Annotated in this window: 15 protein-coding genes and 2 pseudogenes; 8 read left to right on the top strand and 9 right to left on the bottom strand. The window is 64.6% G+C overall.

Translation table 11 applies throughout. From position 1 onward, the window contains the following. Window positions 1-12: 12 nt before the first annotated feature. A pseudogene (locus J4G43_RS48890) lies at window positions 13-1,400 on the bottom strand (peptidoglycan-binding protein). A gap of 267 nt (window positions 1,401-1,667) precedes the next feature. Between J4G43_RS48890 and J4G43_RS48885 the strand changes: the two are divergent. The 4 genes from J4G43_RS48885 (at window position 1,668) to J4G43_RS48870 (ending at window position 3,496) form a co-directional block, all read left to right on the top strand. Continuing rightward, the gene (locus J4G43_RS48885) at window positions 1,668-2,042 is read left to right on the top strand and encodes a hypothetical protein (protein WP_071908405.1); all 375 of its coding nucleotides are present in this window, start codon (window positions 1,668-1,670) and stop codon (window positions 2,040-2,042) included. A gap of 164 nt (window positions 2,043-2,206) precedes the next feature. Next, window positions 2,207-2,527 (top strand): YMGG-like glycine zipper-containing protein, encoded by a 321-nt coding sequence (locus tag J4G43_RS48880; protein WP_063980706.1) that lies wholly within the window; start codon window positions 2,207-2,209, stop codon window positions 2,525-2,527. Between the two features lie 105 nt (window positions 2,528-2,632). Further along, window positions 2,633-3,259 (top strand): DUF1444 domain-containing protein, encoded by a 627-nt coding sequence (locus J4G43_RS48875; RefSeq protein ID WP_225005584.1) that lies wholly within the window; start codon window positions 2,633-2,635, stop codon window positions 3,257-3,259. Between the two features lie 96 nt (window positions 3,260-3,355). Then, window positions 3,356-3,496 carry a hypothetical protein gene (locus J4G43_RS48870; protein WP_225005582.1) on the top strand — a complete coding sequence of 47 codons (141 nt, stop codon included), beginning with the start codon at window positions 3,356-3,358 and terminating at the stop codon, window positions 3,494-3,496. Between the two features lie 30 nt (window positions 3,497-3,526). Here J4G43_RS48870 and J4G43_RS48865 read toward each other — a convergent pair whose 3' ends face one another. From J4G43_RS48865 to J4G43_RS48840, 6 genes and pseudogenes are all read right to left on the bottom strand, one after another. Next, on the bottom strand, window positions 3,527-4,315 hold the full coding sequence (locus tag J4G43_RS48865) for a bestrophin-like domain (protein ID WP_063980707.1): 789 nt from the start codon (window positions 4,313-4,315) through the stop codon (window positions 3,527-3,529). A 27-nt stretch (window positions 4,316-4,342) separates the two neighbouring features. Further along, window positions 4,343-4,504 (bottom strand): annotated as a pseudogene (locus J4G43_RS48860) (JAB domain-containing protein); the annotation flags it as partial. A 1,446-nt stretch (window positions 4,505-5,950) separates the two neighbouring features. Then, complete coding sequence (locus tag J4G43_RS48855; RefSeq protein WP_208089137.1) at window positions 5,951-6,904, bottom strand: autotransporter outer membrane beta-barrel domain-containing protein; 954 nt, start codon at window positions 6,902-6,904, stop codon at window positions 5,951-5,953. 144 nt (window positions 6,905-7,048) lie between these two features. Further along, a complete protein-coding gene (locus J4G43_RS48850) occupies window positions 7,049-8,875 on the bottom strand; it encodes a hypothetical protein (protein ID WP_208089136.1) in 1,827 nt (608 codons plus the stop codon). Window positions 8,876-9,153: 278 nt separating this feature from the next. After that, the gene (gene radC / locus J4G43_RS48845) at window positions 9,154-9,867 is read right to left on the bottom strand and encodes a RadC family protein (protein WP_208089135.1); all 714 of its coding nucleotides are present in this window, start codon (window positions 9,865-9,867) and stop codon (window positions 9,154-9,156) included. A 99-nt stretch (window positions 9,868-9,966) separates the two neighbouring features. Continuing rightward, window positions 9,967-10,353 carry a VOC family protein gene (locus J4G43_RS48840; protein ID WP_208089134.1) on the bottom strand — a complete coding sequence of 129 codons (387 nt, stop codon included), beginning with the start codon at window positions 10,351-10,353 and terminating at the stop codon, window positions 9,967-9,969. A gap of 417 nt (window positions 10,354-10,770) precedes the next feature. Here J4G43_RS48840 and J4G43_RS48835 point away from each other — a divergent pair, with 417 nt between their 5' ends. Further along, window positions 10,771-11,211, top strand: coding sequence for an antibiotic biosynthesis monooxygenase family protein (locus tag J4G43_RS48835; protein ID WP_225005580.1), 441 nt, complete (start codon window positions 10,771-10,773; stop codon window positions 11,209-11,211). A 50-nt stretch (window positions 11,212-11,261) separates the two neighbouring features. Here the strand turns inward: J4G43_RS48835 and J4G43_RS48830 are convergent, their stop codons facing one another. Then, a complete protein-coding gene (locus J4G43_RS48830; RefSeq protein WP_208089133.1) occupies window positions 11,262-12,200 on the bottom strand; it encodes a DMT family transporter in 939 nt (312 codons plus the stop codon). Between the two features lie 133 nt (window positions 12,201-12,333). Between J4G43_RS48830 and J4G43_RS48825 the strand changes: the two genes are divergently transcribed. The 3 genes from J4G43_RS48825 to J4G43_RS48815 all read left to right on the top strand — a co-directional run bounded on the left by J4G43_RS48825 (window position 12,334) and on the right by J4G43_RS48815 (window position 14,367). Further along, window positions 12,334-12,930, top strand: coding sequence for a bifunctional transcriptional activator/DNA repair enzyme AdaA (locus tag J4G43_RS48825; RefSeq protein ID WP_208089132.1), 597 nt, complete (start codon window positions 12,334-12,336; stop codon window positions 12,928-12,930). A 98-nt stretch (window positions 12,931-13,028) separates the two neighbouring features. Further along, window positions 13,029-13,595, top strand: coding sequence for a TetR/AcrR family transcriptional regulator (locus tag J4G43_RS48820; protein WP_208089131.1), 567 nt, complete (start codon window positions 13,029-13,031; stop codon window positions 13,593-13,595). A 49-nt stretch (window positions 13,596-13,644) separates the two neighbouring features. Beyond that, window positions 13,645-14,367 carry a 3-oxoacyl-ACP reductase family protein gene (locus J4G43_RS48815; protein WP_155795506.1) on the top strand — a complete coding sequence of 241 codons (723 nt, stop codon included), beginning with the start codon at window positions 13,645-13,647 and terminating at the stop codon, window positions 14,365-14,367. 73 nt (window positions 14,368-14,440) lie between these two features. Here the strand turns inward: J4G43_RS48815 and map are convergent, their stop codons facing one another. Further along, on the bottom strand, window positions 14,441-15,259 hold the full coding sequence (map, locus tag J4G43_RS48810) for a type I methionyl aminopeptidase (RefSeq protein ID WP_063980716.1): 819 nt from the start codon (window positions 15,257-15,259) through the stop codon (window positions 14,441-14,443). Between the last annotated feature and the right edge of the window lie 39 nt (window positions 15,260-15,298).

Below are 15,298 nucleotides of genomic sequence, written 5' to 3'. Positions count from 1 at the left end.
ACGCAAACGGCTTTACGTCGTCGGCTTCGGCGGCGGCGCGGTGCCTTGCGCCCACTTCTCGAACTTGCCGAGCACGCCCCAGGCCGTGAGCGCCAGCGAGATCGGCATCGCGAACTGGCCGAGGCCCGGCACCGCCGATACGATCGTTCCGAGCAGTCCGGCAATACCGCCCGCATTCGGGCTCGCGGTCACCGAAGAGAGCAGCGCAGTGAGCACCGAGCCGCCGATGCCGAGTGCCGTCTTCTTGCCGTCGAGCAGCTTGCCGATGGTCTCGCCGAGCGCGCCGTTGACCTGGCCGAGCACCGGCTTGCCGTCCTTGTTGAGCAGCGTGCTGAGCAGGTCGACGACCTGCTTCAACTGATCGACGGGGGCTGGATTGGTCGGGCTGACCGGTCCTGGCACGGGCGCCGTCTTGTTGATGAGGGAGAAGAGCCGTTCGAACAGGTTGATCGGATCGTTGGTGGCGGGCAGCGTGTTGCCCGGTGTCGTCGTTCCCGGTGTTACGCCGCCGGCTGACGGTCGCAGCAAGTGTGCGAGGTCCTCCAGCCGCTTCAGGATCTTGGACAGATCGCCGCTCTGCACGGAACCTCCCGCCTGCGTTGCACGCGTGAGTGCCGCGACCGTGGCCCCGTCGAGAAGCCCGGTGTCCCTCAGGCCGTTCTGCTGCTGAAACTGCGAGACCGCGGCCCCGGTCTTCGGTCCGCTGATGCCGTCCTCGACGAGCGGCGGATTGGCGCCGAGCTTGTTGAGCGCCTGTTGCATCAGAACAATCGTCGACGCCGCATCGTCCTCGGGCTCAGTGCGGCCGCGAATTGCGGGCTGCCGTCGAGGGTGATCGAGGAATCGAGCGACATCATCGCATGCAGAATCACCGCCGTGCCGAGCTGGGAATCGACGTGGTTCGAGTCGAACACATGGTCGCGGACGAATTTTCCGGCCCTCGCCTCGGGCGGGCCGTACAGTGTCGAACCGCCATAGAGGTAAGGCGAATTGCAGCCCTTCGAGTGATAGCCGAAGCCGTTGAACGCCTCGAGCCGGAACAGCATCCGCGCGATGCCCCAGTCGTGGGCGCCGATGAAATTCTCGATTCTGAACGCGTCCACGGCGCCGTCCACGAACGTGGTAAAGGGGCCGCGCCCCTTCGGAACGATGGTCGTCACGCGATGAAGCGTTTCGCCGTTGCCGAGATAGGTGTCGAAATCGAAGTTGGATTCGCGGTAGTGGCAGAGCGCGGCAAAATACCAGGGGACTCCGGTCAACCGCTCGATCTGCTGATAGGTCGCCTTGCCGTTGATCGCCTTGCGCGCGACGCCATTCGCGTCGCCGAGGCGGGAAGGCCGGATCTCGAGATCGGCCCAATTCCGCTCGTACTCGCTTTTCAGACTCTCGAATGAGACCATCTTCCGCTCCCGAAAATTGATGAATTATCGAAATTTCGTGCAAGTCAGATATGGACCAGGTGCCGTGATCGGGTGTGACTCCAACGTGATCACCGGCAAATGTGGCAGGTTGCCGGCCCGGCGCATGTGAAATGGCTTACAGCCTGGGCGCGAAAATGCGCCGCAGGACGGGACCCGCGCCTTCGCCGGCAGCGCGACCCGCCAGCGGGGGAACCGGCATGGTCGTTCGTCCGTTAGCATTTCAGACGATGCGGTAGGGAGCCCTGCATGGCCAAGCGCGTCCTCGCGATCGGCATCGAACCCGGCAATGCGGATTACAGCGCATTTCCGCAGCTCACGCCGGAGCTCGTGCGCCATCATATCGAAGCGCAATTGCTGCGCCTGCGTGATCTCGGCTACGAGGTCACGAGCTGCCTGATCGATCTCGACGCGACCGCCGAAGCCGGCGTCACGGCCGCACTGCGCGACGAGCGCTTCGACTGCATCGTGATCGGCGCGGGGCTGCGCGAGCCGAAAGAGCGCCTGCTGCTGTTCGAGAAGGTGCTCAACCTCGTCCATCAACTGGCGCCTGACGCCGCGATCTGCTTCAACTCCACGCCGGCCGACACCGCCGAGGCCGTGCAGCGCTGGATCGATCCCTGACGTCCGATCGGCCGGCCTGTGCATCGCTCGCGGCATGGTTCGAGCCGTCTTCGCGCTGTGCCTCCGACGCCATCGCGTAGGCGTCGTGAGCCGCGCCGCCGGCTATTTGTCTGGTCCGAATCCACTTCCGGCGCTATGACTGGCTCATCACAGGGAGGGCGAGCATGCTTCGAGGTCTTCGCATTGGAAGTTTTGGAATCGCGGCATGTCTGACGGTCGCGATGGCGATGCCGGCGCATGAGGCTGCAGCCCAGGATGCCATCGGCGGTGCGATCATCGGCGGTGTCGGCGGGGCGATCCTCGGTGGTGCGCTCGGCGGAGGCCGCGGCGCCGCAATCGGCGCCGTCGTCGGTGCCGGCACGGGCGCTGCGATCGCTTCCGAGGGCGAGCGCCGCCGCTCCGGTTACTACGCCTATCAGCGCGGCTGTTATGTGCAGCGTCCCGACGGCTATTACGTCCGGGTCAGCCAACGCTATTGCTATTGATCGATCAACCGCCGGCGCCCACAGGATTGACGGCGCCCGGCAGTAGATTGGACGCGGAGGGGTGAGTATCGGCCGGCGAGCCGCTCTCCCGAGCTGGTGGTTCGCATGAGCATCCGATCTCGCATATGCCGGTGGCTGATCGCCGCGATCGTGGCCGGCGATCTCGTCGGAGCCGGGGCTGCCCGGGCGCAACAGATTCCAGCCGACGAACCCGCGTTTACGGCTTTCGTGGCCGAGCGTATCCGCGCCGAGATTCGTGACGCCCCGGTCGTGATCAAGGGACCGCTGACGCTGTCGGTCGGCCCTCTGCAAACCAACCTCGACCGCATCTACGCCTTCTGCAAGGCCAATACGGGCGGCTGCGCCAGGGAGATCGGCGCCTATGTCAGCGGCGTCAAGGCAACGGCGAGCAGCCGGAACGATCAGCCGACCCGAGCAGCCCTTCGCGTGGTCGTGCGCTCGGCCGATTACATGCAGCGGGCGCTTCGGGAGGTCGACGCGCGCGGCCCGGCGCTGACGCGGCCCCTGGTAGAGGGGCTGGTGATCGTCCCGGTGCTGGATTCGCCGCGGGCGGTCAGGGTGTTCAACGACAAGGATCGTGCCGCGCTCGGCTTGACGCAGGACCAGGTCTTCGACATCGCCATCGCCAATCTGCGCAACAGCGTGAAGCCGCTCACGACGGTCGCAAAAGCGGTCCCGTCAGGACAGTTCGGCACGCTGACGGGGGACTAATATCAGACCAGCCGGCTCGCGCTGATCGACAGCTGGGCGCCGCTCGCGCAGGCCCAGGGCGGTGTCCTGATCGTCGCGGCGCCGTCGGCCGATCTCGTGCTCTATGCAAGCGAAGACAGCGGTGCCGCGATCGACGCGCTGCGGACGCTGGCCAGGAACATGATGGCGCGCGCGCCGAAGCCGCTGTCCGGCACGCTGCTGCGCTGGACGCCGAAGGGCTGGCAGTCCGTTCGGTGAGATGCTCTCTCGCGGGGCCGGCCGCTCTGCTCAACTCTTGCCGGGGTCTGCCGGCATGATCTGGAGCAGCGGCTCCGGCTGGATCGAGATCTGGCCGGCGAACGGCCGGTCGTGCGCAGCGATGAGCAGGACGGAGGTGGCGACGCCGGTGGCGAACAGGCCCATCGCGATCGCCGATCCCAGCCGGTTGTCGCAATGAACGAGGCCGATCACCAGCAGCGCGCAGGCCGCCTGGAGGTACAGGCACCACCATTTGACCGGGTTCACCGCGGCGAGGCTGACGATGATCCGCTGCCGCCGCGCATCCAGGGCCTGCTCCAGCGCGGCGATGAGCTCGCGCTGTACATTCGCCTGCCCGGGGCCTTGCGGCGTCATCGCAACGACGAACTGCAGGGCTTCGGCGAGCGCCGGCGGCGTGACCTTCAGCGACACCTCCTGATGCGCCATCATCGGCCATTCCACCGCGACGGCCTGCCCGACATAGTCGCGCACCAGGCCGCGCAGCTTCGTCTCCTGCTCCGCCGGCAGGCCGGCGGCCAGCAGCACGGCGCTGCGCAGCGCACTGGCCTCGCGGCTCACCGCGGCGCTGGCGCGGTCGCTGTCGCCCCAAACCTGCGCGGCGATGAAGGCGACGAACAGGCCGAAGATGATGCCGAGCACCGGCAGCATGCCCGGCGAGATCGCCTTCAGCGACTTCGCGCGCTCCTCCGTCGCAGCCCTCGCGATGCCTGCGAAGATGGCCGCGGCGAGCAGGTACGTGAATCCAAAGATCACCAGCGCCATTGCAGGCACCGGCAGATTGTGCAGCCAGTCGCTCATCGTGTCCTTGTCATCTGATTTGAGGCTCTAGATCAACCGCATCCCGCGCAGGCTGGCATGGCCGTTTCTGCCGACGATGACGTGGTCGTGCACCGCGATGCCGAGCGGCTTGGCGATGTCGATGATGGCCTTGGTCATCTGGATGTCGGCCTGCGAGGGCGAGGGATCGCCCGAGGGGTGGTTGTGGATGAATCTATCGCTTCACGTAATGCGTTGAACACACAATAGATTTTTTAGGTGGGGTAGTAGCAGGGGACTGTAAGCAGTGATCGTTCGTGATGATCACGTTAACACGTGGAAGCGCCTTTATAAGCCATTTCACTCACCAGGGACCATCAGCGGACTTCAGCTCTCACCTCAGTGGCGGGCATTCTGCTTCGGCGTCGTGAGGTCCGAGACGGGCCAGAAGCGGAAGTCGCCGTAAACAGATCAGCGCAAGTGATGCTTCAGTCCGACGCGCACGATGCAGCCCGGAATTGTCGTCATTTGAGCTGCGCGCAACAATTAGCACGGCGCGGCTGCGGCTTTATCCGGTGGCAATATAGCCGCGCGCGCCTCGTCGAGATGCAGAAACAGCTATTTCTGATCCAGACGAACGGCGCTGAAATCCCGGAAGCGGATAGCAAAGTCAGCAGTTCTGACGGAGCTAGTGATCGGGTTAGTCGCTTAGGCGACTGGCAGCACGAAGACCGCCGTCCGAGGCCAAGCTGAACGGTCTCAGAGAGCCGCTCCAAAGAGAGCCCCGACCGTACCAGCCGGGGCTCCAGGCCAGATCCGCGCGGCCGGGAGAGCAAGCCGCGCAATTTCGGAGTATGCCTGAGTCCATGCTGCCTCCTGTGATGGAAGTGCGGCGGTCCACAGGAAAGGCTGCTCAAAGCAATCCGCTCGCCACGAACCTGCAACGAGTGGCCGCCACCGCGTAACAAGTGAGGTGAACTCCAGAACGCCACTGCCGCGCCACCAAATCGCCTAACGACTCAACGACGCATGTTGCATCGGGCCGGGGCGGTGCGCATGGGTGGTGTAGTGATGCGCAATTGGTCCAATGTTTATGTGACTGCGTCCGTGAGCGGGCTGATGGTCACGATGCTTTTGCTTGGCGCGATCCTCGCTCGAAATGTCGGACTGGCGGAGAAGAAAGGCGACCGGGTCATCGCTGTGTCAGCGCACAGCGAGGCCGCACCCAGACGACTTCTGAGAACGGTGGCGGAGCCACGGTAGATTTTGGTGTCGCGGACCTTAGAGGGTCGCTGCCGTAAGGAAGTGATCATCGGCCCGCCCTGCCGAGCTCGCTGAGAGACCTTCCGGCTGGCCAGTCATCTTGCCTAAAGCGCGATGAGATTGGGATGAATCGTCATCGCGCTTTAGGTTGTTGTTTGAGCATGATCTCCGCGCAAACGCGCTCCGCGTTTGTCGCGAGGGAAAACCGCTGCGCACTTTTCCGGATCATGCTTTAGCCGAGGCGATCGGCGCGTTGTAGGCTGCCAATCCGGGGCATTGGTGACCAAGCGAAGACGGCCGCATGGAAGCGGCCAAACAGGGCCGCATCCGGACATGCACATAGTGTATACGGCAGGCCGCGGAATGCGGGCCTCGCTGCGCGTAGAGATCGCAAGCAGCTTGATGAAACCCTATTCACCAGCTGTAGCGTATGCCCGCGGTGCCTTTGGCGCCTTGCGAGCCCGCGTTGACCGTGCTGCCGACGTCGAATTGATAACCGAATTGAGCATAGACGCTATAGCTCTTGTCGAGCTTGCCGGTGAAGCCGACGAAGGTTTCGACCGTCTGCATCTTCTGCAGCAGCAGCACTTGATCGATGCCAAAAGTGGTGTCCGCTCCCGCGCCCCAGCTGCGCCAGTAATTGACGCCTGCATAAGGCTGCCAGAGCATCCCGTTGCTGCTCGTGGTATTCCACTGCCCGCGCAGGCCGAGCCGTCCGATCGGACCCGACGTCGTGCCCAGCCCGACCGGGCCCAGACCGTCATTGGCTTCGTCGAACGAGACCCGTTGCCAGATGATCTGGGCCTGTGGCTCGAGCACGAAGCCTGGGCCAAGCGGCATCGGGATTGGATAGCCCGTCTCCAGCGAAGCAACGAAGCCGGCGCCCGTGAGCGGCAATTGCGTGAATTGCGTCGTCGCGTTGCCGCGATAGAGCGTCCCCTGCAGGATCGCGTCGAGGTACCAGCCGGTCGGACCGTAATGCGTCCAGTAGCCGCCGGCCGAGTAAGCCTGGATGTCGTTGGTCCCGGTGCGGGTGAGCATGTAGCCAGTGGCCGCCGGGTTTGTGACCAGCCCGGTCACGTCGGCCCGCGCCTGGGTATAGGCGAAGTAAAGTCCAGCAGAGTCGCGGTGACCGGGGATGGTGCTGCCGCGCCAGAGATCGATTCCGCCTTGGAAGCCCGCCAGCCAGCCATCGGTGCGCGGGTCGGCGAAGGCCTGGTAGTCGCCGTTGATCTGCTGACCGAAAACGCGCGCCCAGTCTGACCGGCCCCAGCCATTGGGGGCGGCACCCGCATTCAACAATGTCATCGTGTCGCCGACTCGCTGGTTGAGCGTACCAAGCGTGGCGAGGCCGATTTGCCGGGCCATAGGTTGAACGGACCCGTAGGTTGCAAGTCCAGGCCCGATGATTGGGTAGGAGCCGGGCGGCAGGCCGTCCGGCGGCGGATCGGGCGGCAGGATCGGCGGCGGGATAATCGGCGGGTCCGGGGGTGTCGGCCCCGAATCGAAAGTCTAGCGCAGGAACCAATCCTGGGGCGCATTGCCGTTAATGCCGCCGCGAAACAGGAAGTAATCATAAGCGCCGCCGCGCACCTCGCCGGCGAGCGAGAAAGCGCCGGGCGCCGTGGTGGCGTTGTTGACGGTCTGCACCAAAAGGATGCCGTTCGCAACGGTCTGATCGCCGGGACCGGTCGTGTTCAATACTCTTAGCGTTGTCGAGCCCGTCGCTGCGCCGCCGTTAATGACCAGCCTGTCGGATGGCGAAGTGTCGTTGCCGAGAAAAGTATTGAGCGTGATCGAGCCGCCTGCGCCCCCATAGTTATTCGCAATCAGCGTCTTGTAGCTCGACAGTTGTGTGGGGTCCGTGGTCGGCGGGGTGAAGATGATCTCACTGCTGTTGTTGGTCAGGTTGGTTGCGTTCGAATTGCCCGTCATCGTCCAGACGGTATTCTGCGCAAGGGTGACTGTGCTGATGCCGCCGGCCGCCGTCGTGATCACCCCTCGCAAGGTCGATGCCTGTGCGTTGAACGTCGTGCTGGCTCCAGACACCGTTTCGAGCAGGGTGTTGTTATTTGTTACTGCGACGGCATTACTAAGACTGATGTTGGCCGCGCCGCCCTGCACCGAGAAGGAGGCGGCGCTGGCCACGATGGTGGCGTTGCTGTACTGCAACGTGTTTCCGCTACCGTTGAACAGAAAGCCGAAGCCGCCATTTCCTGACGCGGTCACGTCGGTTCCGGTCATGGTTACGTTGCCGCCGTTCTGCAGCAGCCCGCCCGCGCCGTTGACGACGGACACCGAGCCACCACTCGTCGTAACGGTGCCGCCAGTCGTCGCATTCACTCCAGCGTTTCCACCGCCTCCCGTCACGCTGACGACCACATCGTTTGCGGTAATCAGGCTGTTCGCCCCCGTCGCCCGAAGTCCTATCTCCCCGCCGCCAATGCCCGGAACGGTAACGGAGCCGCGCGTCAACGTCACCTGGCCCCCGGACGCGGCGTTCACACCGACATCACCACCGCCATTACCTACCGACAAGCTCAGATCGGTCGCCGTGATCGAACTGTTGGTCCCTGTTGCCGATAAGCCGGTATTCCCGCCGCCTCCGGCGAACGTGATGCTGCTGCCGCTCGCAAGCTGGATACTCCCCCCGTTCTGCGCCGTAGCCGCGGTCATGCCGCCCGAAGCCCCCATGTTCACGGAAAGACCATTGGCGATGATTTGGCTTGTCGCACCGTCGGCGGTCATCAACTTGCCGAAGCCACCGCTGAGATTGATCGACGAGCCAGGTGTGAATTGAATCAGACCTCCCGCCGTGGCCTGCACTACCCCGCCCACCCCGACCGCGGCGCCGCCGTTCCAATTCACAGTCGTGCTATTCGCGATGATCGTGCCGGTGGTGGCGATCATGGCCGCGCCGCCGCCGCCAGAATTCGCCAGGGTGATCGCATTAATGATGATCGTGCCGCCGGTGTTCGCAATCAGGCCAGTGCTGGCGGCGGTTACATTTGCGTTTGCGGTGACCGTGGCGTTGGTGGTGGCCTGTATTCCTGTTCCACCACCATTGGCCGTCACCGTGCCATTGGTCGTCACGTTTGCGCCGTTCAACGCGCTGACCGCGATGTTGAAACCGGTGCTCACCGGATTATTGGCTGCGCAGGTTCCGCCGTTCTGAAGGATGCCGCCGTTGACAGGATCAGTTGTACATTGAGCGCGGGCCGCTTGCGGTGCGGCGATGATAATCACGCAAGGCAGAACAACGGAAAGCACCCGTGCTCGCAGAGGGTGCCGACGCGGCGCCTGACCGGCAAGTAATCGCAAAGGCTTGCGCAGTTCCATTTTGTTGCGCCCGATCACACGCGATCGCGAAAGGCAACGAGCACCAGAATTGTTGTGCGAAGACGCCGCATCTGTGGCGATCGCGGCAGCAATCCATTATCCCGACCACTGTCGCTTACGAGTCACGCATGGGACAACAATGCTGATCCAACGGATCCACGCCGTGCTCTCTGGACAACCTCGAGTTGCCAGCGGGACTGATGACTGCTCTGGGGCAATCGCGTCGTTTTGCGAGGTTCGCGGTAAGGTCCGCTTTAGCCCCCAAGAGGCGACGTCGTTTAGATCAGCTTCAGTCCCTTCAGACTGGCGTGACCTTGTTTGCCGACGATGATGTGGTCGTGCACGGCGATACCGAGCGGTTTTGCGATGTCGATGATGGCCTTGGTCATCTGGATGTCGGCCTGCGAGGGCGAGGGATCGCCTGAGGGGTGGTTGTGCACCAGGATCAACGCGGTCGCCGACAGCTCCAGCGCGCGCTTGATCACCTCGCGTGGATAGACCGGGGTGTGGTCGACGGTGCCGGTCTGCTGCACCTCGTCGGCGATCAGCTGGTTGCGCTTGTCGAGGAAGAGCAGGCGGAATTGCTCCTTGTCTGAAAACGCCATGCTGGATCGGCAATAGTCGATCACTTCGTTCCAGGACGACAGCGCGTTGCGGCTGTTGACCTCGCCCTTGGCGACGCGGTGCGTTGCCGCGGCGATCAGCTTGAGCTGGTGGATCGCGGCTTCGCCGATGCCGTCGACCTCGCGCAGGCGTGCCACCGGTGCGTGGACGGCTTCGGCGAACGAGCCGAAAATCTTGATCAGCGTTTTCGCCAGCGGCTTGGTGTCGCGTCGCGGCAGCGCCGGAAACAGCGCCATCTCCAACAGCTCGTAGTCGCTGAGCGCATCCGCGCCCGCGCTGTAGAAACGCTCGCGCAGCCGTTCGCGATGGCCGTGATAGTGCGGCGCGTCTTCGGGCTTGCTCTTGTCGTGGTCGGTCTTGGCGGGCATCAGGCCTAACCATGCCGTACGGCGCGCGTTTTGCAACCGGGAGGTGTCCGGCCCCGGCGGCTCGCTCATTGGCGCGGCGGCCGGGGCCTCGTCGTCTGCCTACGGCGAAAGCCCTCCCGGCGGGGTGCAGACCTCGACCAGGACATTGCCCGGCGCGGTGACATAGAAGTGCGGGACGCGGACGCCGCCGCCACGATCCATGGAGGCGATCCTGCTCGGGTTGAGGCCCGCGGCCTTTAGCGCGGCGTGCTTGGCTTCCACCTCGGCTGCCTCGTCGTAGTAGAAGCCGATATGGAAATTGGCGGGATAGTCGGCCGGCTCGCCTGTCTTGCCGCGCATCACGGTCAGGATGAAATCCTCCTTGTTGCGCAGGACGACGAGGGCCTCGCCGCGCGAGGCATAGGGTGCAAAGCCGAAGAAGCGCTCGAAGAAGGCGGCAAGCGCGGTGACGTCCGAGGTCACGAGGTTGAGATGTTGCAGTCGCATAGGTGCTCTCCGTTCAGGTGAAGGAACGGACGGAACGAGATTCCACACTGAGCGGCGGCCGAGTTGACACGACGACATGACCCGCCGAGCAGCGTGACGATCGCGTCACTCTGTCCGGCCGTGGGTCCTACCGTGGAGACGGTGGCAGAATTCCTGGCAAGTCAGGAACAGGCCGGGCTTACCAATCCGGCCATGCCTTTTTCGGCGCGCTCCGGGTAGCAGAGTTCGCGCACATCGGCAACGCCGGGAGCCGGTCAGGATGTTGCCGGCCCGGATTCCCGGCGCCGTCTACGCTCGGCGCGACTGAGCCGTCGGAAAAAAATTTCACACCAGCTGTCTTCGTTCTCCTGCCTCGTTCGTCTCAGCGCTGTTGGCCGGTCGAGTGGCCGGCCGATCTTCCGCAACAGGAGAATATCAATGTCCCGGACCAGACCTGAGCCGTCGCGTCGTGCCTTCGTTGCCACCGGCATCGGAGCCGGTGTCTTGCTCGCCGCGCAATCGGCGCCGTCCCGCGGCCAGAACAGGAGCTCGAAAATGGAAGCGACCATTCGCACCGGCAGCGACGTCACGACCCTCGTCAACGTCTTCACGGTCGAGCCGGACAACCAGCAAAAGCTGGTTCAGCTGCTGAAGGAGGGCACCGAGACCTTCTTCAGCAAGCAACCCGGGTTCATTTCGTCCAGCGTCCATGCCAGCAAGGAGGGCCGGCGTGCGATCAATTACTCGCAATGGGCAAGCGCGGGGGACATCGAGAATTTTCGCCGGGATCCGCGATTTGCGCCGTACATCCGGAGCCTTGCGGCGCTGTCGAAGGCCGAGACGATCCTGTGCGAGGTCGTCGAGGTCAATCACGCCTGATCTGCAACGGCGACTCGGGGGCGGTCCAAGAGACCGCCCCGCGGACGCTCTTACGGTTCGAGACCACGCTGCCGCGCCGGCAGGGGCATCGTGATGGCGATGACCCCGGCGAGAATGAGCGTCATGCCTGCAAGGGCCGACCAGGTGAAGCGTTCGCCAAGCCATGCCGTGCCGAGCGCCACCGCGAAGCCGGCGCGCAGATAGCTGCCGCTGGTCGTGCCGAGTGGGCCGAGCGTGCGGATCAAGCGGAAATAGATCACCATCGCGAGCGCCGTGCAGATCACCGCGAGGCTGACGACGGCCGCGACCGCGTGCGGAGTCGGTGCCAGTGTCCAGGGTCGCTCGAGGACGAGCGCGGCAGGGACCACGAGGATCGCCGCACAGCTCATGGCGCCGGCCGCCGTGACGGTGGCGGGAAAGCCGGAGAACCGCTGCCCCCATATCGGTGCGAGCGCGTAGCAGAGGCTTGCGCCGAGCACAGCGGCCTGCGCCAGCGGGGCCGTCGTGCCCAAGGCGGACAGCGCATCGATGCCGATCGTCACCGCGACGCCCGCAAGACCGAGCGCGACGCCGATGATCTTCCGGCTGCTGATCGCCTGCCGCCCACGTCCGGTCATCATCGCGATCGCGAGCACGAACATCCGCGGGGTCGCATTGAGCACGCCGGCGAGACCGCTTGCGATATGCAGCTCGCCCCAACTGATCAAGGTAAACGGCAGCGCGCTTTGCAGCAGCCCTTGCACGAAGAATGCCGCCCAGATCGGTCCTCGACCGGGAAGAGCGTGCCCCTGAGCGCGCGCGATCGCGATCAGGAGAATCGCCGCGATCGTCACGCGCGCGGCGACCATCGTGAATGGCGGGATCGTCGGGATTGCGACCTTGATCAGCGTGAACGAGCTGCCCCAGATCAGTGAGAGGAGGAGCAGGAGCCCGATCTCGAATGTGAGCGTGGTTTGTCCTGACGTCGTTTGTTGCGCCTGCGTGTGCATTGCGAATCTGCTCCGGGATGGACCGGGACCATGATCCGGCGCGGTGGCGCAGGCTGGCTGGATTCGGACCTCATCGCCCGATCGAGTCCGATTCCAGCTACTCGGCGGGCTGCGATGAAACTATTCTTCCGCCATGGCAACAGGCTCGGCACATCGGCAAACGCTGCCGCCGCATCTCGACTGGGACACCTGCGATCGGGCGCGGCTGGCGCGGGCACGCGCGTTCGACGGGCTGTTCTTCTCCGGCGTTCGCTCGACGAGGATCTACTGCCGGCCGGTCTGCCCGGTTCGCCCCGCTCGCTCCGAGAACGTCACCTTTTATGCGACCGCCGCTGCCGCCGAGCGCGCCGGCTTTCGCCCGTGCCTGCGCTGCCGGCCCGAGACTGCGCCGGGATCGCCGGCCTGGATGGGAACGGCCACCACCGTCGCGCGCGGGATGCGCCTGATCAATGACGGATTCCTGGATCGCGCGTCGATGATGGACCTTGCGGAAGCCCTGGGCGTCGGGCCGCGCCATCTGCTCCGCCTGTTCATGCGCCACGCCGGTGCGAGCCCGAGCGAGATCGCCGCGACCCGCCGTGTGCAGGAAGCCAAGCGTCTGATCGACCAGACCAGCATGACATTGGCGGAGATCGCCTTCGCCGCCGGTTTCGGCAGCGTTCGCAGATTCAACGATGCATTTGTCGCGACCTACAAGCGGCCGCCGTCGTCATTCCGGCGCCGCCACTAGGACGTCCAGCCAGGCATCACCCGATCTGCGCAGTGTCGCGGGCAATGCCGCCGCATTTTATAATTGACTATTCGTTCCAGAATGACTATTGTCGTGTCATGGCAAGGACCAAGGAATTCGATCAGGACGAGGCGCTCGATGCCGCGATCGGTGCGTTTCGCGAGCACGGTTTCGAGGGAACCTCGACGCCGATGCTTGTTGACGCCATGGGGATCGGCCGCCAGAGCATCTACGATACGTTTGGCGACAAATGGCAACTCTATTGCGCAGCGGTGCGCCGCTACGCGGCCAGCGAGGTCGAAGCCCATCTTGCCGCGCTGCGGGCGCCGCCGCGCGCGATTGACGGCCTCAGGGCGATGATCGACCGCGTCGTTCGCGACGCGAACGAGGCTTGCCTGGGCATCGGCTCGATCAGCGAGTTCGGCCGCTCGCGGGATGACCTCACCAGCATCCATGCGGCGTCAGGCCGCGCGCTCCAGGGCGCCGTTTCGAAACGCTTGCGCGAAGCGCAGGCCGACGGCGACGTGGCGCGGGATCTCGACGCCGACGACGCAGCCGAGTTTCTGCTGGCGAATGTTGCCGGTATTCGAATCGCCGCGCGCGGTGGCGCCAGGCCGCGCCAATTACGGGCGCTCGGCGCCATCGCATTGCGCGCCGTCGGGTAATTTTTTTTGGTCAAATCTGGAACGATTGTTCAAAATAAGGAGAGAGAAAATGAGCAGCAAAGTCGCGTTGGTGTTTGGTGGAGCGCGCGGCATTGGCGCCGCGATCGCGGTCCGTCTCGCACGGGACGGGTTCGATATCGCGCTGACCTACGTGTCGCGACCGGACAGTGCCGCCGAAATCGTGGCCGCGATCGAGAACGCTGGCCGCAAGGCCGTCGCGATCAAGGCCGATAGCGCCGATCCCGCCGCGATCCGCGCGGCCGTCGCCGAGACCGTGAGCCGGCTTGGGGTGCTTGATGCGGTCGTCGTCAACGCGGGCATTCTCCGCCTCGGTCCCGTCGAGCAGTTCAGCCTGGAAGACCTCGACCTCATTCTCGATGTGAATATCCGCGGCGTCTTTCTGGCCATCCAGGCGGCAGCCGGGCAGATGCGTGACGGCGGCCGCATCATCACGATCGGGAGCAACACGGCGATCCGGACAGGGACGCCGGGAGGCAGCGTCTATGCCATGACCAAGGCCGCCGTTGCCTCCTTGGTCCGCGGCGTTGCGCTCGACCTGGCGCCTCGCCGGATCACGGTCAACAACGTCCAGCCGGGCCCGACCGAGACCGACATGACGGCCACGATGGTGTCGCGGCTGAAAGAGATCGTTCCGTTGAAGCGCGTCGGTGAGCCCGGCGAGATCGCCGCGCTGGTGTCATATGTGGCGGGCCCGGAATCCGGCTATATGACCGGCGCCAGCCTCACCATCGATGGTGGCTACGTGCTGTAAGAGGTCCGCCTCTGACGACAGATCGTCGCCGGCGAACAGGATGGCAGGATCGCATCGCGGTCCTGCCGGGCCATCACCCGATCTGCGTCTCGCCGTGCCGTTTCGACAGCGTGAAGATCTCGACGCCCGTCGCGGTCACCCCGACGGAGTGCTCGAACTGCGCCGACAGCGAGCGGTCGCGGGTCACCGCGGTCCAGCCGTCGGAGAGGATCTTCACGTGCGGCTTGCCGAGATTGATCATCGGCTCGATGGTGAAGAACATGCCGGGCTTGAGCTGAACGCCTTCGCCGGGCCGGCCGATATGGATGATGTTCGGCTCGTCGTGGAACATGCGCCCCAGGCCATGGCCGCAGAAATCGCGCACCACGCTCATGCCCTGAGGCTCGACGAAGCTCTGGATGGCGTGACCGATGTCGCCGGTGGTGGCGCCCGGCTTGACCGCCGCGATGCCGCGCATCATCGCCTCATACGTCACCTCGATCAGCCGCTCGGCCTTGCGGGCGATCGGGCCGACCGCATACATCCGGCTGGAATCGCCGTACCAGCCGTCGACGATGAAGGTGACGTCGATGTTGACGATGTCGCCTTCCTTCAACGGACGGTCACCGGGCATGCCGTGGCAGACCACGTGGTTGAGCGAGGTGCAGGTCGAGTAGCGGTAGCCGCGATACATCAGCGTCGCCGGATAGGCGCCGTGGCTGAAGGCGAAGTCGCGGACGAACTGGTCGATGCGCTCGGTCGGCACGCCGGGCCCGACGATATCGGTGAGCTCGTCGAGGCACTTCGCCACCAGCGCGCCCGCCTTGTGCATGCCGGCAAAGGCGCTCGGCCCGTGCAGCTTGATCTGTCCGGTCTTGCGCAGGGAGGTATCGGAGGCTTCGACGTAGCTCATGCGGGGCTGGTCTCGATGTCGGCGGAAGGGCTTGATTTC

It is taken from the genome of Bradyrhizobium barranii subsp. barranii (assembly GCF_017565645.3).
GTDB lineage: Bacteria > Pseudomonadota > Alphaproteobacteria > Rhizobiales > Xanthobacteraceae > Bradyrhizobium > Bradyrhizobium barranii.
Note: the sequence above shows the minus strand (reverse complement) of the source record. Positions and strands in the feature narration are given on the sequence as shown.